Source organism: Fibrobacter sp. UWB12, from assembly GCF_900142485.1.
Taxonomy (GTDB): Bacteria; Fibrobacterota; Fibrobacteria; order Fibrobacterales; family Fibrobacteraceae; genus Fibrobacter.
Genome location: NZ_FRAZ01000006.1, coordinates 1 through 18,043, shown reverse-complemented (window position 1 = coordinate 18,043; position 18,043 = coordinate 1). Strand labels below are relative to the sequence as shown.

At 46.7% G+C, this 18,043-nt stretch carries 15 protein-coding genes and 2 tRNA genes; 14 read left to right on the top strand and 3 right to left on the bottom strand.

Features of this window, described 5'->3' with window-relative positions:
* Positions 1–4: 4 nt before the first annotated feature.
* From BUA34_RS10025 to BUA34_RS16185, 3 genes are all read left to right on the top strand, one after another.
* Positions 5–520: a hypothetical protein gene (locus BUA34_RS10025; protein ID WP_072829157.1), complete on the top strand. Its 516-nt coding sequence runs from the start codon at positions 5–7 to the stop codon at positions 518–520.
* Positions 521–815: 295 nt separating this feature from the next.
* Positions 816–5,030, top strand: coding sequence for an InlB B-repeat-containing protein (locus BUA34_RS10020; protein WP_175545448.1), 4,215 nt, complete (start codon positions 816–818; stop codon positions 5,028–5,030).
* Between the two features lie 12 nt (positions 5,031–5,042).
* Positions 5,043–5,174 (top strand): hypothetical protein, encoded by a 132-nt coding sequence (locus BUA34_RS16185; protein WP_256375024.1) that lies wholly within the window; start codon positions 5,043–5,045, stop codon positions 5,172–5,174.
* Positions 5,175–5,360: 186 nt separating this feature from the next.
* On the opposite strand, the gene BUA34_RS10015 is transcribed toward BUA34_RS16185, so the two are convergent.
* Both BUA34_RS10015 and BUA34_RS10010 read right to left on the bottom strand, forming a co-directional pair.
* Positions 5,361–5,786, bottom strand: a complete 426-nt coding sequence (locus BUA34_RS10015) for a hypothetical protein (protein ID WP_072829148.1) — start codon at positions 5,784–5,786, stop codon at positions 5,361–5,363.
* A 38-nt stretch (positions 5,787–5,824) separates the two neighbouring features.
* Positions 5,825–5,907: transfer RNA gene (locus tag BUA34_RS10010), tRNA-Leu, on the bottom strand.
* A 217-nt stretch (positions 5,908–6,124) separates the two neighbouring features.
* Here BUA34_RS10010 and BUA34_RS10005 point away from each other — a divergent pair.
* On the top strand, positions 6,125–6,673 hold the full coding sequence (locus BUA34_RS10005) for a prepilin-type N-terminal cleavage/methylation domain-containing protein (RefSeq protein WP_072829144.1): 549 nt from the start codon (positions 6,125–6,127) through the stop codon (positions 6,671–6,673).
* 7 nt (positions 6,674–6,680) lie between these two features.
* Positions 6,681–7,139, top strand: a complete 459-nt coding sequence (locus BUA34_RS10000) for a hypothetical protein (protein ID WP_072829141.1) — start codon at positions 6,681–6,683, stop codon at positions 7,137–7,139.
* Positions 7,140–7,204: 65 nt separating this feature from the next.
* Here BUA34_RS10000 and BUA34_RS09995 read toward each other — a convergent pair whose 3' ends face one another.
* Positions 7,205–8,605, bottom strand: a complete 1,401-nt coding sequence (locus BUA34_RS09995; protein WP_254794421.1) for a toxin-antitoxin system YwqK family antitoxin — start codon at positions 8,603–8,605, stop codon at positions 7,205–7,207.
* A 76-nt stretch (positions 8,606–8,681) separates the two neighbouring features.
* On the opposite strand from BUA34_RS09995, the gene BUA34_RS09990 reads away from it, so the two are divergent.
* From BUA34_RS09990 to BUA34_RS09950, 9 genes are all read left to right on the top strand, one after another.
* Positions 8,682–9,428 carry a hypothetical protein gene (locus BUA34_RS09990; protein ID WP_072829133.1) on the top strand — a complete coding sequence of 249 codons (747 nt, stop codon included), beginning with the start codon at positions 8,682–8,684 and terminating at the stop codon, positions 9,426–9,428.
* A gap of 9 nt (positions 9,429–9,437) precedes the next feature.
* Positions 9,438–10,058, top strand: coding sequence for a hypothetical protein (locus tag BUA34_RS09985; protein ID WP_072829127.1), 621 nt, complete (start codon positions 9,438–9,440; stop codon positions 10,056–10,058).
* A complete protein-coding gene (locus tag BUA34_RS09980) occupies positions 10,055–10,855 on the top strand; it encodes an alpha/beta hydrolase (protein ID WP_254794420.1) in 801 nt (266 codons plus the stop codon). Before BUA34_RS09985 ends, BUA34_RS09980 begins: the two co-directional genes overlap by 4 nt.
* Before the next feature lie 79 nt (positions 10,856–10,934).
* Positions 10,935–11,018, top strand: a tRNA-Leu gene (locus tag BUA34_RS09975).
* A 192-nt stretch (positions 11,019–11,210) separates the two neighbouring features.
* Positions 11,211–11,819, top strand: coding sequence for a GNAT family N-acetyltransferase (locus tag BUA34_RS09970; protein ID WP_072829122.1), 609 nt, complete (start codon positions 11,211–11,213; stop codon positions 11,817–11,819).
* Positions 11,820–12,038: 219 nt separating this feature from the next.
* Positions 12,039–12,884: a TIGR02147 family protein gene (locus BUA34_RS09965; RefSeq protein WP_072829116.1), complete on the top strand. Its 846-nt coding sequence runs from the start codon at positions 12,039–12,041 to the stop codon at positions 12,882–12,884.
* On the top strand, positions 12,881–14,152 hold the full coding sequence (locus BUA34_RS09960) for a carbohydrate binding domain-containing protein (protein WP_254794419.1): 1,272 nt from the start codon (positions 12,881–12,883) through the stop codon (positions 14,150–14,152). The genes BUA34_RS09965 and BUA34_RS09960 overlap by 4 nt, the downstream gene beginning before the upstream one ends.
* A 20-nt stretch (positions 14,153–14,172) precedes the next feature.
* Positions 14,173–15,903: an alpha-1,4-glucan--maltose-1-phosphate maltosyltransferase gene (locus BUA34_RS09955; protein WP_072829105.1), complete on the top strand. Its 1,731-nt coding sequence runs from the start codon at positions 14,173–14,175 to the stop codon at positions 15,901–15,903.
* Between the two features lie 153 nt (positions 15,904–16,056).
* Positions 16,057–17,481, top strand: a complete 1,425-nt coding sequence (locus tag BUA34_RS09950; protein WP_254794418.1) for a glycosyl hydrolase family 5 — start codon at positions 16,057–16,059, stop codon at positions 17,479–17,481.
* The last annotated feature ends 562 nt before the right edge of the window (positions 17,482–18,043 follow it).

Here is an 18,043-nt window from a genome sequence, read left to right as displayed (position 1 = left end):
GAATATGCTGAAACGTAACGCTCCGTTGCTTGCCTTTTTGCTCGTCTTTGTTGCAGTGCTGTATTTTGTTTACAGCATCCCTCAGTACGAACCTATCGTAGATGCCGAAGAAGAAGAGGAAGTCGTCGAAGATGCGTTTGTGGGGCGCGTTGAAATGCCTTCTATTGACGAAATTTATGTGATAGAAAATTCGGCAGGGCGTGACTTGAACAAACTTGCCTTGTTCTTGGAAGGGCGTGCTGCTGGCCTGCATTACCTATCTTCGGAATATTTCAAGAAAATACGTGTGGCTCGCAAAGGTGGAAGGTTCATCAAATCCGATGATGATGTATTCCTCGGGTTGCACCTCACGCTCGATAGCCTTGGACGCTTTATGGATCCGCAAATCATGTTTACGAGTTCCGATAACGATGTGTTTAAAGTGAAGCTCCTAAAGCATGTCGAATATTTCTGGCGCCTTCCGCCGAGTAAGCAGGGCAAACTCGAAATCTGGATTCCTATCCGTTTCCACGCAAACTAATGCTTTCTTATAAAAGTACTACGAAAATATAACCCGTTTGGGCTATTGGACTGGTTCCGTAATTTTTTTAGCATTGTACTTTGTAAAAATTTATTCAACAAAAACGGTACAAAATACTATGACCAGTTATCTATTACATCCATTCCGTTCGCTCCGTTTGGGGCTTGTGCTCATCTTTACCCTGCTTATGGCGGCAACCTCGTGGGGATATATCTTTTATATTGACGAAAACGGAGAAAGGGAGCCCGTATCTCTTTTTAATTATCTCTCAAAAGACATTGACCATATGACGCTTATGCAGAATAACGGTATTTATGTGGTATATGACACCGTAGATCTGGGTGATAAGAATATCGGGTTCGAGGGTAGTATCAAGATTATTTTAATGGATGGAGCTTATTTAAACTGCAACAAATTATATTATAAAAAAGATTTAGGACTTTCAGATGTTCCTTCTATATCCATTTTCGTAGGATCAACTAGCTACTATAAACCCATTTTAGGTACGGGTGTATTAAATGTCAAAAATGGTATTGACCCTACTACAGCATCTAATGTCTCTATAGCTATTTATGGCGGTCACGTCACAACGGATTATAATAATCCTAAAAACGATAGTCATAAAGATAATGTACGCATAGATGTTCAAAATTTTGAATTTCATGGTGGTAATGTCGATGTAGAAGAACTTGACGCAACATCGATTACGCTTGGTTGGAAAAATCCCACAGATTCTTTTAGAGTGCGCAATGTAATTCATGCAAACACCTTCACCATAAAGAATGATTTATACGTCAAGGATGAAAACGGCAAATTTTACAGCGGCCAATTATCTGTTGACAATATTTATAGCATCCTAGACAAAACACTTGTGCCCGCAAAGACTCCTTTCTTCTACATGGACGAAAACGGAGTCGAGCGAAGTGTTGAGGATTATGTCATCCTCGATACACTTTTACCGAACATTAAGGAGTCAACGAAATTGCCGGGTGGCTGGTATGTAGTGAGCGATCGTGTAACTTTTGAGGGCCAAATTGACTTTGGGGACGAGGATGTTAACCTTATCATTGCGGATAATGCCGAATTTAACGTTGTGGAGTATGAAAAGGATATTCTCTTCGGTATAAAAAGCCAAGGAAACTTGAATATTTATGGTCAGAAGAATGGCTCTGGAAAATTGAATGTTTATAGTCAGAAGGGTAGCTATGAATACGTACAAGGTGATATAGGTGCAGGAAGGAATAAAGATCTTATTATAAACGGAATTTCCGTGAAAGTAGGTGGTCAATTGTTTGCTAGTAAAGGTCGTGTTATATTTAACGGTGGTTCTTACAATGTTGGTAGAGTTGAGTCTGGTTCAATCACTTTGGATTGGCGTAAAAAAACTGATTCCATCAAAGTTGGAATGTTTATCGTGGCTGGTGGTCATCAACCGGGGAGTTTTGTTCAAATAGCCGAAGGCAAAGCCTTTGGAGATGAAGACGGCAAAGCCTATACCGGTAAAGTCTATTCGACGGAAACCGTATATGATGCGCTATGGGAAAAAGATGAATATTTAAGCTCGCTTAACGGCAAGACACTTAAGCCGTGCTATGCGGTTACATTCCAAGCGCTGAACGGCACGGAACCTGTGGTTGCTGCAGCGACCTTCAACGAACAAGGCTATGCCAACATTGCTGAGCCGCCGGCTCCAACCCGCAACGGATCCAAGTTTTATCGCTGGTCCACCACTGAAGATGGCACAAGGGGATATTTTTTCAATATCCCTGTCACTGAAAATATGACCCTCTTTGCCCAATGGAACAAAGACAGGCTTGAATATATTGACGAAAATGGTCAATCTCAATCTCTAAATAGTTATACCGTGCTCACAAGCGACCTTATCAAAGCCAACGAAGAAGAAGGCGTCGTCAACCTCCCGGGCGCTTGGTATGTGGTGCATAATACTTTCTACGATAGCGTAGACGTTTATGTTGAGGATTACACGCTCTCGTTCAATGGGGATGCGCATATCATCCTTGCGGATGGCGCAGAACTGAAAGCCATTGCATATGATAAGACCGTAATCCAATCTTCAGGGAACTTGACGTTTTATGCTCAGACGCTTGGCACGGGTAAGCTAACGGCCTATGATTCGTCAGAAACAAACAGTACAATTCTCGCCCATAAAGAAGTGACCTTTAACGGTGGAATCGTAACCGTAAGAAATGGCCATGCAGCTGGTCGCCCTGCTGTAAAAACCGAATATTATCCCGGAAGAATTTATATTAACAGCGGTATCGTGAATATTTCCTCTAATACCGATGCAGAAGAACCTGAATATACACTCAAGGTTTATGATGTTATCTTGGATTGGCGCAGTGCAAAAGACCGTTATACCTTAGGTTCTGCGGATCGTTTTTCTATTGCAGATGGCAAGACCTTTAAGGAAGAAAATGGCAAAATTTGTCATCGTTATGAATTTGACAACGCCTTTAAGGATAAACCTATAGTGCCATGCTATATCGTGTACATTGATAATCAGGATGGCCTCCAGCCCAAAGAGACTATTGCATCCTTTGACGAAAATGGCGAAGCGCACGTTACAAAGCCCGAAGATCCGACCCGTGTAGGTACAACATTCGTTGGATGGGCTGCTACGAAAGAAGGCTCCAAGGTATTTGACTGGTCCGCTCCTATTTCTGGCCATACAACAGCCTATGCAATATGGGATGATATGAAGCCTGTTGAATATGTCGATGAAGATGGCAAGACGCAGAAAGTGACTGAATATTTCTTGCTTACAAGCGATATCGGTGAACCTGATGAAAATCATTATTTAAGATTTACCGGTGGATGGTATGTTGTGCAAGGCGAAGTGACCTTCTCAAGTGAAGCTTTAAAGACTCTCTCATTCAGTGATGATGTTCACCTTATCCTTGCTGACGGCGCCAAACTCAATGTTGAAGCGCAAAACATGTATTTCGATGCTCTTTATATTCATACGCAATCGCGTGGCACGGGTTCGTTCAATGCAAAAAAACTTGGGATTTATGAGAATTTGTGCATCTATGGTGGTAATTTCACTTTTGATGAAATTGTAGCAGATGGTGATGGGGCTACAATCAATGGCGGTAATATAAACGTAGGTCGAATCTATGCTTATGATTTAGTGGTAAATGGAGGCTCCGTAGATGCATCACTAATGGAAGGATGGTCAGTCACTTTAGGTTGGAATTCCACCGATGATCATATTACCGCAGAGGAACTCCGTATAGCAGCTTCTAGCCCCTCCATGGCCATTGATATTGCCAAAGGTAAAGCTTTTAAGGATGAAGATGGCAATATTTATGATGAGCCTGTACCCATTAATTTTTATGGATCTTCACTCAGTGGCAAGATGCTTACCCCTCTAAAGTGGATTACCAGTGAGGATATCGTTGTCGATGACATTGCTATTCAGGCTTACACGGGTAATCCTGTTTGCCCCGATGTTGTCGTGAAGGATGGCAAAAAGACGCTTAAAGTCAAGACGGACTACACCGTGGAATGTTTTGAAAATGTGGAAAAATCTTCGACCGCGCCTTATGTGAAAATCACCGGCATGGGTAATTATAGGGGTGATATTGAAAAGCACTTTGCTATCCTCGAAAGGACTGCAGATTTCGCCTCAGTCGGAATTTTCAAGGATGAGGATGGACATTCGATTGCAGCCATCGATGCTAATTATGGTGAAGACGGAACTGTGAATATTGACGAAGAAATTACGGTCGATTCGGTTAAGTTCGAACGTAGCTTTACGAAAGAATCTCGTTCTACCATCGTCTTGCCGTTCAGCGTAAGCACGAGCCAAATCAAGGGTCTAAAGCAAGTCCTTGCATTCAGCAAAATTGTGGTGGAAGACGGTCAAAAGGCTGTCGGCATGCATGTCGTCTGGGAAAACACATCGTCTGAACATGTGACATTGAACGCTTACACGCCGTATATCGTTTTGATGGATGGCGATAAGTTCGATATCAAAGGCTCTGTGACGCTCGAAGTCACGAGGGATGCAGTTGACAATGGTACGAACAAGTCTTCGGAATGGGAATTCCGCGGAAGCTTGACTTATAAGAAATGGGAAGAAGGCAATCCTGAACTGGGTAGCATTTACGGATTTGCCGGCAACGCAGACAAAAAAGCCGGCGTAGAAGTGGGTGATTTTGTCAGGGCTGCCGCAGGAGCATGGGTTAACCCGATGCGTGCTTACCTTGTCAAGAAACCTTCCGCTTCGGCTGTCCGTGCTAACGGTGCCATCGCCAAGACGGCTACGACAAGCTCTATTGACGAACTCCCGGCGTCTATGCGCATCGTGATTATCGACGATGAAGAAACCGAAGAAGAGCATACGACCGTTATCGGGCAGCACAATGTCCGCACGACTCCGTACCGTGTGAACTTTATGCCGCATACTTACGACCTTAAGGGCCGTATCGTGGGCAACGGAAAGAAGGCTCGTGGAGCTTACTACGGAAAGAAGTTTGTGAAATAAAGCGGTTGAAAAATGACGAAATTAGAATTGAAAAAGAGAAAATATAAACGGCCTGAAATGAAGGTGTTTCCCATCCGTGTGCAGGGAGCACTCCTTGATTCCAGCTACCCGGACAGAATGAGAATTATCATTTTGGATGACTAAATAATCTAGAATTGTAATAAGTCTTTCTATCCATTTACGAGGCGGTATCGCATGTTGCGACCGCCTTTTTTGTCGCTATTCGCGCCTTTTGGGAACAAAAAAATACCCCAGACTTTTAGTCCGGGGCGAAAATGCTTGTAACTCAAAGTGAGCCGTAGGCGGGTACGCCCATGGCCCGTATTGTTATTACGCTCTGAGAATATCGACGAGCTGCTTTGCGTTCTTTTCGATGAGCACAAAAGCTTCGAACATGCGGGCTTCGCGCCACTTGGTTAAGTACTTCGTCTGCCAGTCCACAGCGATCATGTCCGGGTCTTTCGGACCGTTTTCGTTCTGGTACCAGACTTCCTTCGTGATTTCGCGAATCATGGCGCCCATTTCGGCGGCCGGTTGCAGGGAACCCTTGCAAAGAAGGAGGGCTCGGAGGTTGTCGAGGAGGATTTCGTCAGAAGGCTGTTCGGCATCTTCGCGGGCACATTCCCAAATTTCGTCGCGGTGGCGTTCAGTCCAGCCGATCAAGTACTTTTTGGTCTTTTCGAGCTCGCCTTTGGCAAGCTTTTCATCGACCGCTTCGCGCGGATAATATATGCTGTTTGGATAGAATTCAATCATGATCTACCTCCCTTCTGCGAAGTGAAGCACAAAAACAATGCCCGGGGCGGGACTTGAACCCGCACGGAGTTGCCCCCAAGGGATTTTAAGTCCCCAGTGTCTACCATTCCACCACCTGGGCAGGTTGTGCGTGCAGAATATAGCAAATTTGAGTAGGTTTATTTACATGATTACACAAATTAACATGGATTTTATCACATTTTTACGGAAAAAATATTTTCTGTTTACAAATGTTTACTTTTGCGAGCGCGTTAATGTATATTATAAATTGGACCAAGGCGAAAAAAAGAATACTTTTATTGTTAACTTTTTGAGCGGTCCACCGTGGAGATTTTTGTATGTTGAATCACAGTTCTAAAAAGAGCGGCTTTACCCTAGTAGAAGTTGTTGTCGTTGTGGCAATAATGGGTATTTTGACTACAATGGGAGTTGCGGGCTTGAGAGGTGCCGTGATTAATAGCCGTATGAAGGATAACGCCGTGAATGTGACGGCGTTCTTGGAACGTGTTGCTAACGAATCAAGCCGTATGTCAAAGCGCCTTTGCGTGAAAGTGTCTAACAGTACTGAACAGGAACTTCAAGTTTTTGAACCTATTGATGGCTCTTGTAATGTCGATCGTCCACCTGCATTGTACGATGTGTATAATCTCGAATCGCCGGCAAGATTTAGTTGCGACAATGATGCAATAGACTTGGATGAATTTGGAACCAATTGGGGTGATGGCGCGATGTTTGTACCGCGTATGGGCATTTCGGCGGCTCCCACGGAAGGCTATTTGTGCATGCAGTATGGGGATGACTTGGTTTTTGCTCGTGCCCAAAAAGAAAAAAACAACAATGTGATCGTTCCTTGGTGGAGAACGGGTGGCGTTTGGATGAAATTGTAGGTTGACTATGGCGAAACTCTTCAAACATAAGAAAAGCTTCGGTATTGCTGCAATCCTGGTCGCTGTTGCGGTCGTTGGATTGTATATGGCAATACAGGACTTTCGCGGTGGAAACCGTGATGTTTTGTTGCGTATTCGCGGCCGCGATGGCGCTGTTGAAGTTGCCCAGCAAGTTTTGGATTCTTTAAAATCTGTAGGCATGGAATCTATCCCGTCGAAAGCGCTGGACGATACGACTTTTGATGTCCATACCATTGACCGCAAGTGGGCCCGAGGCCTTCGCGATTCTGCTACAGTGACGTATTCCTCGCAAGTGACTGTTTCGGCAACGTCAAATAACGCATCGCAAAATGTGTCTCCGTTCGAAACGACGTCACATGTTTATGCAAAACAGGTGAAAGTCAAAGTCTCCTGGAATTTCAAAGGCTCCACGCAGTCCATAGAAGTCTCGAGCGTTATAAGATGAGAATTTAAAACTTAGATCTTAGAAAAACGTCATTGCGAGCGAAGCGCGGCAATCTATTTAAGTTTCTAATTTCCTAGCAAATGCATGATGACAGGGCGGTTTTTACCATTCTCTGTTTTATGTATTGTGAGCTTTCCGGTGCTGTCGTAGCTGAACTGCTCGCCGACGCGCTCCCCGTTTACATAAGTGAGGCTGTCGCGAAGAATTCCGCTCGGGTACCAGTTGCGCCAGATGCCGTGGCGTTTGGATTTGCCGTCAGGAGATCTTTGCCAAAAGCCTTCGCTTGCCATTTTACCGCCCAAGCTGTCGGGATAGAAACTGCGGCTTATGCGAAGAGCTGGATCTCCATAGCTTGTCGGTGGATCGTCGTACGCCCAGAATTCTTCGTACAAAAGAACGTGTCCTGCCTTGATGTAGCGTAACGATACCGGAAACTTGCCGATGCTTTGTTTGAACGCATCCTTGTAGCTTAAGGTGCAAGTGTCGAGTGTCCCGCTGGGCCAAGAAGAACGGACAAACGAAGTCTCGGCGCAGAACAGCGTGGAAGAGTTGGCACAAGTTCCGTAGGAAATGCCGGAGCTTTCTACAGGTCCGTCTGTTTCTTCCGTAATAAAATTGCTTTCCCGTACAACGTTGTTGTTTTCGTCGAACCACTGTATTTTTTCACGCCCCTTGAAATAATCCGACTTGATTTTTTTGATGAGGGAACCGTCTGCCCTGTAGGTTGTGTGCGGGTCGAAAAGGATGTCGCTGTCTGCGAATCCTTCTTCCTTGATTTGGGCTTTGTTGCAACTTTCGCCAGTGGAATCGGGTTCTCCATACGATTCGTAATACCGCTTGTAAATGCCTGATTTCTCTTCGCCTTCGCATTCGTAGTATTCCACAATTCTGCAGTCACGACCATAGCGTTTGATGTATCCCGGATTCGGTTCGTTTTCCCCGTCATGAATAAAGTTTCTCTTCGCATCGTAACAGTTGCTGTTTTCTTCGGCGAGGATTCCGTTGTCGTGCCACTTTTTCCATACTCCAGTGGGGTTGCCTTTGTCGTCGTAATGTTCTTCAAAAGCCTTTACACCATTGTGGTGATAGCCTTCCCAGTCGCCTACGGGGTGGTCTTCCTTGTAATACTGGACTGCTTCGACTTTCTTGTTCTGGTAGTAAACGGTCCACTTGCCGTCTTGCTGCCCTTTGTTGTAGTTGCCGGTCATGGCAATATCGCCAAAACCCGTCCAGCGCTTGAATTCGCCGTGCGGTACGCCATCCTTGTATGGAATTTCGAATTCCTTGATGCCGTCGTTGTACCATTCGTTGCGTTTAAGGACTGTTCCGTCCGGGTAAACCCAAATGGAGGTCTTTTTGACACCGTTTACGTGTCTTGCGAGTATTTGTTCTTCAGCCCGCTCGACTGTACAGCCGGCGAAATAGCATAAAAGTGCAGAAAATGCGATTAATTGACGGAGCTTCATTGTTCGTAAAGTAGAAAAAAAGTAATTTCTAGATGTGAACGAGCAAACAAAAAAAATAATTGCAGAAACTTTGCACATGAAAATCCAAACACCCTGGATTTGGCTTGTCGTTGTGCTTACGATTTGCCTCACGGCGTTATTCTATGTTTCGCAGAAACCGCAGGTTGCCGTTTATTCCCAGTATGTCAAGTCGCTTTGCGATTATCAGTTTGCCGATGCGAGCCTGATGCGCTCCATGGAACATGTCCGGAGCGGTTACGGGGTCGATTCTGCGGTGGTCCTTGCGCAGATAATGACGCTTCGCGAGGTGGCTCTCTCGTTTGAGGGCGGAATCCGGAAACTTGAACAGAATGGTTTTTCTGCTCCGTCAAAGGCATCGGTTGACAATTTTAAGTCGAGTGTGCTTGCGAAAGTTTCTTGTTTGCGTCGCTACCTTTCGGAACGTTCTGCCTGGTTCGATGAACTAGAAAAAGTTTACCGCCTGATAGAAATGAATTCGGCGGGCGTTGATTTGCCGCTTATGCGTAAACTTGACTCTGCGAGGGCGGGGTATGCCGTGTTGCCCGAAGGCCAGTTGGAATTGCCTGCGTCGATAAATAGGCGTGTAGAATTGCTGCTCCAAAAAAATATCGATTTGTATAGTGCCTGGAACCAGTTCGATAACGAAAAAACGCTCAGTGCAAGTGACGAATTGCTCCACTTTTTTCAAATGGAAAACGTGAAAGAAATTTCGCTTTCGGGAAAGATTCCGCTTGCGTTCTACTTCTTGTCGCTAGTTCTTTTGCTTGCAACATTCTTCTTCATATTCAAGTCTAAACAGTAAGGAATTGAAATGTCTTTTTTCCGTGTCCGTAAAGTAGCCTTTATTAATTTTGGGTTGTTGTTTATTTTTCTGGCTAGTTGGATTTCTTGGTACATTTACCCGCTTGCAAGAACAATTACAAAAGAATTTTCTGCTTATGAAATGACGGACGGCTCGTATGAATACGGAATGTCCGAAGAACTGGGATTCCTTGCAGAGCATGTCTTTTATGGTAAGGTGAGCTATGCGGCGGTGCCGAGCTTGTTCGGTGGCTCGAATATCCCGTTTTTCGATAAAATCTTTTTCCAGCTTAACGGCGATACAAAGTGTACGTTCGTTCTTTATGTAAACGATGAAATCTTGGACGAGATGGCGGAGTGGTACGATTTCTCTGCGATGAACGCAAGCGATGTTCCTATGGAAGTCCGCGCTGTAAAAGTGGGTGACAAGTATATCGTCAAGTCCATGATATCGACTGAAGGAGAACTTAGCTGGGAATTCTTGATGGACGGCTATCATTTTTATTGGTGCTTTATGGGTGTTGGACTTGTCGGTTTGATGTTTATGTTTGGCCTTGTGCTCGTTGTCGTTGGAATTGTGTACAAGCCGCGCCAAGTTGTGGAACAGGAACAGTCTAGCGACGTGGAATGATGCATTTAAGTTTAGCTCTTCCGGTGTTGTTCACGTTGATGCTTGTTGGTGCGCAGGCTTTTGCTGCACCTAATGCACTTGCCTCTAATGCGCCGGATACTCTTTTGGTTCCGGTGGGTGCATCGGGCGTTCAAAGTCCAACGGGAATCTGGTGGCCGAATGCTGTTAAAGCGAAATCGAAGACTGCCCACAAAAATGCTTCGCAAGTGAAAAAACGCGCGAATGCGGCCAAGTCGTCTGTGGTTGTATGGTTCCATGGTGGCATGGGAAGCTCGAATTGTGAGAAAGGCCTTGTGGCCGGTAATGATTTTGCAAATCTATATCCAGAAAAAATTGTGGTAAGCGTGTCTGCCTGTCGTGAAAAACATTGGGTCACGCAGAGCATGATTGATGTGGTGGATGCTGCACTCGATTCTATTGCCGCCCGCAGAAAAGCGCCGGTGGAGAGCGTTTCGCTGGTGGGTGTTTCGGACGGTGCATTAGGTGTGCTTTTCTATTCCATACAGGGAAAGCGCCGTGTGGAAAATCGTCTGCTGATGAGTTCGTTCGGCAAGATGCTGGGGGAGGCTTCGGCTGTTGCTCGCGTAAACGAACATCGGATGAATTCGGGACGCTTCCGCTTTTTGCAGGGCGGTAAGGATAGGCTTTATCCGTCAAATGAATCGGTTTCGTGGATAGAAGAATTCTGCAAGGCAGTCCAGGTGGACTGCGAACTCCGGTTCGACCAGGAGGGCGAGCATGACTGGTCGTATTGGAAAGACAAGCGCATGGATTGGATCCGCGAAGCCATTCCGTAGATAATGCGAAAGAAAAGGCGCGGATAATGGCCCCGCCCCTTGACAAAAGGGTGTTTTTTTTCAAAATTTGGTGCACCACGCGGATGTGGTGGAATTGGTAGACACGCTAGATTCAGGTTCTAGTGCTCGCGAGGGCATGAAGGTTCAAGTCCTTTCATCCGCACTGAAAAACCCGATAGTTCGCTATCGGGTTTTTCGTTTTTTCTGCTGTCACCCCGCACTCCGTTGCGGGGTCGCCATACACGGAACCCCATCCATAATTTCTCGATATAACTGGATTCTTCGCCATGAATGGCTCGGAATGACGTTGTAATTATGTACTCTTAGGGATGATTGTTTTTTGCAAAAGGTCATAATGAGCGATTTTTTAGACGACGAACCTTACGAATTTTCGTTGCAAGAAGTTGAAGGCGAACGTGTTGTGTTGCGACCGCTTGGCGAAGCAGACGTGCAGCCGCTGTTCGAACTTATTGACGAATCTCGCGAGTTCTTGTCGGAGCACTTGCCGTGGCCTGCAGAGGAATGTCGCACTCCCGAAGATGTTTCTGCGAAAATCGATGCCTGGGACATGCAGGCGCAGATGGCGAATGGCGCCTGCTGGGGTATTTTCGAAAAGATTCCTGAGGGTGCGGGTTCGAATGATTCGCGTGGAAAAATCGCAGGTTGCATTATGCTTGGCTGGGTGCAGTGGAAAAATCGCTCGGCCACTGTAAGTTACTGGCTCGGTCAAAAATTTTGTGGTCGCGGCCTTGCGACCGAAACTTTGATTTTGGCATCGAGTGAAGCTTTTGCGATGGGGCTGAATCGTCTCGAACTGACATCTTCGGTCCGTAATCCGAAGAGTGCTGCGGTTGCCCGCCGAGCAGGTTTTCAAGAGGAAGGTCTCTGCCGCGAATACGAACGAATCCACGGGCATTTCGAGGATCATTTGCGTTTTTCGCTTCTTGCGAAAGATTTCTGCTAAAGCGTTTGCGTTCGGGGTTTTAGGGGCGGGAGCCCTTAGGCGAAGGGGTGATGGAAGACTTGCCCTAGACCCGTTCGACTTCGTGCTTTGCACTTCGCTCAGGGTGACACAAGGGCAAGGCTGAAATCAGGGGGACTCTTCCCCCATTGGTTACCTCAGTAAACGAGAATGAGTTTTTATTCTTTGATTTTCGTTCGAAACACTTCTATTTTTTAGAATATGGAAACAGGAGAAAATCACATAGTTGAACCTGATGTTCTGCAATACACGAACTACCGTGTGTATTTGCGGGACTACTATGAGTACAAGAAGAAGACGGTTCCGGCGTTCAGCCTCCGTTTCTTCGCGGAGAAGGCCGGGCTTTCGAGCCATGCCCATCTCAAGCTCACCATTGACGGAAAGCGAAACATTACAAAGAACACGGTGGTAAAGCTCATCCACGGCCTCGGCTTGGATGGCCAGCGTGCCGCATATTTTGAAAGTCTCGTTTTCTTCAACCAGGCTCAGACGGATGCGGATAAGCAGGTCTATTACGCTCAACTTCTGAAAGCGAGCCCGCGTTCCAAGCTGCACAAGATGGACAAGGCGCAGTTCCGTATTTTCCGCGAATGGCACCACTCCGCAATTCTTGAAATGGTGGCGCTCAAGGATTTTCGCCCGATTCCCGACTGGATTTCTAAACGCCTCGGTGGCCTTATTACGCCTGCCCAGGTGACCGAATCGCTCAAGTTGCTGGTGGAGGTTGGTCTTTTGGTGAAGACTGCCAATGGTTTCCGCCAGCGCGACCCGTTGATTACTACAGACGACGAAGTTCAGGACATGATGGTCAAGATGTACCATCTCCAGATGTTGAAGCTCTCGGCGGACATGCTTTCAGCGCTTCCGGGCCCGCAAAGGGACGTTTCTGCCCTGACTTTTAGCATAAAACGCGAAGATTTCCCCAATTTGAAAAAACATTTGCAATTGATGCGCAAAGAACTACTAGATTTCTCTGCTAAAGCGGGTGAAGCAGAGGAAGTTGTGCAAATCAACATTCAACTGTACCCTCTAACACGAGGAGTATGATGCGTTCTTTGATTTCAATAATCGGTTCTGTGCTTATGGCACTGTGTTTTGCTGGGTGTTCTGAATCCGACACTACAGCCGGTATTGAAATTGGGAATCCTGAAATCAGCAATATCGGACTTACCGCCGAATTCTCGATTGACTATTCGGATGCGAAGCCGGTGGTGCTTTCCAAGGTCGCTGCCGAAGATGAAAAGGTCGTTATCGATACGTTCGATTTGACCTTGAGCGAAGTGAAGTCTTATTGTACGTTCTATGACAAGGGCACGTCTGTCGATGTGGATAAGGGGCAACAAATTTGGCCGTACGAAGATGACCCGGCTGCGGTGCTCCCCATTTCGTTTACGGATGGAGCTTATGTCAAGGACGCTTTCTACAATATCAATTTGAAGAACGGTGGGCTCCTGAAAGAAATTGGAGTCAGCTTCCAAGTGGGCAAAAAAAGTGGTGTCAATTCCATTTACGGGCGAATCCGCCAGGGTGGCAAGGAAATTCCGTTTGTCTACGAGATGAACAACATCCAGTTGTTTGAATTGCTGTATAACCAGGCGCAAATTGATATTCAAGATTCTGCAGTGAATTTGTCTGTTGCTTTCCGCGTACACCGCTTTGTTGATGGTCTTGATTTTGCTTCTGCAAAGATTGGTGAGGATGGAGTTATTCATTTTAGCAAGACGGAAAATGAAAAACTCTGGAATGCTCTGAATGATCGTTTCTTGCCGAGTTTCCAATGCCTGCGCTTCAAGTACACGGCGGCTAATGGTGCTGAATATGACGGCTTTGTAGATGATATCTGGGCGGAAATTGTTGAGCCCTTGAACAAGAACTTTGTTACAAATGGTGACTTTAAAGAGGGTGGTAATGACTGGGTTTTCCATACGCAATTCAATGGCGTTGCCGATACCTCTATCGTAAAAGAAAAGAACTCTAACGTCATGCGTGTGCACGTCACTAAAGGTGGAAACTTCTCGTACAGCGTGCAACTGCTGCACGAAAACATTCCCGTGGTGGCTGGTGCTACGTACAAATTTATATTCACCATTTGGTCTGATGTCGAAGGCGAGATGACGGCTCGCTTGGGTAATTCCATTTACAATGGTGAAACGAATGGGTTCCAGGAACACGTCAAGGTTTCGACTTCGGGCAAGTCATTTGAAATAGAATTTTCTCCTGCGGAAACAGATCCGTATGCCCGTCTAGATTTGAATCTGGGCAAGGTCGAAAGAACGATTTGGATCAAGGATGTGCAGTTGATTAGAATTAAGTAGTTTGCTAAATTCTAGTCATTATGGCAACTATTCCAACTCTAAAAGAAAATCTCGTTATTGAAAATATCCGCCCGAACATCGAGGGCGGTCGCTTCATGCTCAAGCGTGAACCCGGTGATACCGTGACTTTGCAGGCCGACATTTTCCGCCACAGTCACGAAAAGTACGATGCTGCAATTTTTTACCGTCATGTTTCCAAGAAAAAATGGGAACAGGCTCCGATGCATTTTGTTGATAACGACCTTTGGGAAGGTACGTTCACGGTCGGAAATATCGGCTATTACGAATATAAGATTTGCGCTTGGACCAAGGAACCGAAGGATGTTCCGACAGAAAGTCCGGTGATGAAACTCCGCGTGGACCCGACCTACAGCCGCGTGGGTACGTGGTATGAAATGTGGCCGAAGAGCCAGGGCACGGACCCGAAGAAGTCTGCGACTTGGAAGGATTGCGAAAAGCAACTCGACTACATTGCGGGTCTTGGTTTCGATACGGTTTATCTTGTTCCGATTCACCCGATTGGCGTCACCAACCGCAAGGGCGCAAACAACGCGCTCCACGCCAAGGTCGACAAAAAGGGCAATCCGCTCGAACCGGGATGCCCGTACGCTGTCGGTAACAAGAACGGCGGTCATTATGACGTGGACCCGGAACTCGGGACCATGAAGGATTTTGAACATTTTGCAAAAGCCGCTCGTGCCAAGGGACTTCGCCTTGCGCTCGATATCGCGCTCAACTGCAGCCCGGACCATCCGTATGTGAAGTCTCACCCGGAATGGTTCTATCACGAACCGGATGGCAGCATCAAGTTCGCTGAAAACCCGCCTAAGAAGTACGAGGACATTTATCCGTTCGATTACTACAACGAGAACTACAAGGAACTCTGGAAGGAAATCGAGAACATTATTTTGTTCTGGGCGGACAAGGGAATTGAAATTTTCCGTATCGACAATCCGCATACCAAGCCGTTCCCGTTCTGGGAATGGTTGATTGCAGATGTTAAGGAAAAGCGCCCGGAACTTGTGTTCCTCGCTGAAGCGTTCACCCGCCCGAAGATGATGCATCGCTTGGCAAAGTCCGGCTTTGACATGAGCTACACGTATTTCGCATGGCGCTCTGCCAAGTGGGAATTCGAACAGTATCTGAAGGAACTCACGCAGTCCAACGCTAAGGAATACATGCGCGGTATCTTCTTTCCGACGACGCCGGATATTTTCCCGAAGTATCTTGCATACAAAGGTGCAAATGCGTTCAAACAACGTTACTTCCTGGCGGCAACGCTTTCGAGCCTCACGGGTATGTACAACGGATACGAACTCTGCGAAAACATCCCAAGCCCCATCAAGGAAGAACTTGCCGATAGCGAAAAGTATCAGTACAAAGTTCACAACTGGTCTGGCCCGGGTATTCAAGACTTTGTTCGTCGTCTGAACGTTGCTCGTCAGGAACACGCCGCATTGCAGGAATACGATAACCTCGAATTCCATTATGCTCAGAACGACCAGCTGATGGTTTATTCCAAGAAGTCTGGCAATGACGTGATTCTTTGCGTGTGCAACATGGATATGGATCATGTGCAAGAAGGTATCGTGGAACTCGACATGGCAAAGCTTGGGCTGGAAAACGATTCGTTCTTCTTCTTGAAGGATATCGTGACGGATGAAAGCTATGTCTGGCGTGGAAACAAGAACTACGTGAAGCTGGATCCTGCAAAGGCTCCTGGCCACATGTTTGTGGTGAAGAAAATCTAAACGATCGCAAAATTGCAATTGAAAACGCCCCGGAAGTGCTATTTCCGGGACGTTTTTTTATGGACTACTCACAAAAACGCTTTTAAAAACCTTTTTTTGTGCCTTTTGGGAATGATTAAATCTAATTTTAGACGAGGTATTTAAAGGATGATTATGAAAAAAATTTTATTGAGTTCTATATTGGCTGCGGGCGCTTGTGCAATGTTTAATGCCTGCTCTGATGATTCTCCATCTCCGCTTACTCCGTCTGTTGCGGCTTCTTCATCGAGTGTCGATTGGTTTGTAAGCAGCTCTAGTGTAGATGGAAGTGGCGATTTGGGATCAAGCTCTTCTGTGGCGCCGGGATCCAGTGCCTCTAACTCGAGTTCCTCTGTGGTTGTTCCGCCTAATTCGGCGACGAGTTCTAGCAATGGTGGGCCGTCGCAGTCGAGCTCTTCTGTCAATCCGACATCTAGCGCTAATCCGACTTCTTCTGCAGCGGAAAGTTCTAGCAGTAATGAACCTCAGCTAGATGCAAGTGGATTCCCGACTCTTGAATCTTACGGTCCGCCTTCGGCCGAATATACCAAGGACATTAGCGCTACGGCGAAGCGTGGCTGGAATACTCGTTACTGGGATGCCTGCAAGCCGCATTGCTCCTGGCTTAGGGAAAGCGCTAACGATGTGACTCGTGCAGACACTTCTTCCAATGAGGCGTATCTTGCCGACCTTGCCACTGCGCGTAACTGCAACATTCACGATGTTGAAGTTCCTACCTTTACTTTGGGCAACGTAACGAAGTCTTGGTTCGGTTACGAAGGCACTAGAAGTGCTTGCGGCGACGAAAAGGAAAAGGGAGTGTTCACTTGCACCGACATGGCGCCGATCGCTGTGAACGACACTCTTGCCTATGCATACGTTGCTGGCACTGGCGACAGCAAGTGCGGCAAGTGCTATCACTTGCAGTACGACGGTCACTTTAAGGACGAGTTCGAGAACAACCCGCCCAAGGCGACCCATAAGGCACTTAAGGGTAAACACTTGGTGGTGATGGCCTCTAATATTGGTCACGATGTGGCGGGTGGCAATGCAAATCTTCCGGCAGGCCAGTTCGACTTGATGGTTCCGGGTGGTGGCGTGGGCGCCTTTGACGCACTCTCTACTCAGGTGAACAAGGGCAGCGACTTTAACTGGGGCGCGGGCTTTGGTGGATTCCTGACCGAATGCCAGAAAAATACAAACTGTGGCACCGAAGGCTCCTTGGAATGTTACCAGACGTGTGTTAAGGATATGTGCGATGCCGCTTTCGGTAACGCCGGCCTCCCGAATCTTTTGCGTGGTTGTCACTGGTTTGCTGATTGGTACATGGCTGCGGACAATCCGACTTACTACATCGAAGAAGTGGAATGCCCGCAGTATTTGATCGATCATTACATGACTCGATACAACACCTCTTTGGAAAACAACTTCAAGAAGGTGACTGACTGGTCCACTTTCAAGGAAGGCGATGTACTCGACACGCTCCATTGCTGGAAGGCGGGCGAGGCTCCTCCGGAAAACGGCTGGCAAAATCCGAGCGCCGGCTGCGATGTTAAATAAAGTAATCGAATAGATTTGAGACTCCTCGCACTCCGCGAGGAGCTTTTTGTGAAACGCCGTAGTGTTTTGGAAAATTGCTAGGTGCTTTGACGCAAAACGGGGCGGTCGTCGAACTTGTCATCCCCGCATTTGTTGCGGGGGCGCTGCTATGAGCTATCCTTGTGCCTGTCATGCCCGCACTTTGTTGTGATGCCGCCGTTATGAGCAATTCTGAAGCCTGTCATGCCCGCCACCGAGCGGGCACCTCCTTTCCCCGGCAAAAAGATTTCTGTTTACAGAATGTGAATAATCTGTCGTGCCGCGGCGCACATCCCGTTTTTTCCGAAAAAAGTGAAAAAAAGTGAAATTTTTTCACTTTTACCCCTTGCAAAGTCATCGTAAAATTCTATAATTGGCGCCGTTCCTGAGAGACGAGGCCGAAACGAAGAAACGAAAGCCGAGAACGAAGGGAAACACGAAAGCCCGCGAGACTTTCGGGAAGATTGAAGGAATCGGAGATGTGCTTAGTGACGGCCCAAGAAAATTTCTTGGAAGTCAAATTAATCAAGAGGCGAGAGTCGCG

Coding starts and splice junctions, on each gene's coding strand:
- BUA34_RS10025 (WP_072829157.1), top strand. CDS start 5: ATGCTGAAACGTAACGCTCCGTTGCTTGCCTTTTTGCTCGTCTTTGTT.
- BUA34_RS10020 (WP_175545448.1), top strand. CDS start 816: ATGCAGAATAACGGTATTTATGTGGTATATGACACCGTAGATCTGGGT.
- BUA34_RS16185 (WP_256375024.1), top strand. CDS start 5,043: ATGACGAAATTAGAATTGAAAAAGAGAAAATATAAACGGCCTGAAATG.
- BUA34_RS10015 (WP_072829148.1), bottom strand. CDS start 5,786: ATGATTGAATTCTATCCAAACAGCATATATTATCCGCGCGAAGCGGTC.
- BUA34_RS10005 (WP_072829144.1), top strand. CDS start 6,125: ATGTTGAATCACAGTTCTAAAAAGAGCGGCTTTACCCTAGTAGAAGTT.
- BUA34_RS10000 (WP_072829141.1), top strand. CDS start 6,681: ATGGCGAAACTCTTCAAACATAAGAAAAGCTTCGGTATTGCTGCAATC.
- BUA34_RS09995 (WP_254794421.1), bottom strand. CDS start 8,605: ATGAAGCTCCGTCAATTAATCGCATTTTCTGCACTTTTATGCTATTTC.
- BUA34_RS09990 (WP_072829133.1), top strand. CDS start 8,682: ATGAAAATCCAAACACCCTGGATTTGGCTTGTCGTTGTGCTTACGATT.
- BUA34_RS09985 (WP_072829127.1), top strand. CDS start 9,438: ATGTCTTTTTTCCGTGTCCGTAAAGTAGCCTTTATTAATTTTGGGTTG.
- BUA34_RS09980 (WP_254794420.1), top strand. CDS start 10,055: ATGATGCATTTAAGTTTAGCTCTTCCGGTGTTGTTCACGTTGATGCTT.
- BUA34_RS09970 (WP_072829122.1), top strand. CDS start 11,211: ATGAGCGATTTTTTAGACGACGAACCTTACGAATTTTCGTTGCAAGAA.
- BUA34_RS09965 (WP_072829116.1), top strand. CDS start 12,039: ATGGAAACAGGAGAAAATCACATAGTTGAACCTGATGTTCTGCAATAC.
- BUA34_RS09960 (WP_254794419.1), top strand. CDS start 12,881: ATGATGCGTTCTTTGATTTCAATAATCGGTTCTGTGCTTATGGCACTG.
- BUA34_RS09955 (WP_072829105.1), top strand. CDS start 14,173: ATGGCAACTATTCCAACTCTAAAAGAAAATCTCGTTATTGAAAATATC.
- BUA34_RS09950 (WP_254794418.1), top strand. CDS start 16,057: ATGAAAAAAATTTTATTGAGTTCTATATTGGCTGCGGGCGCTTGTGCA.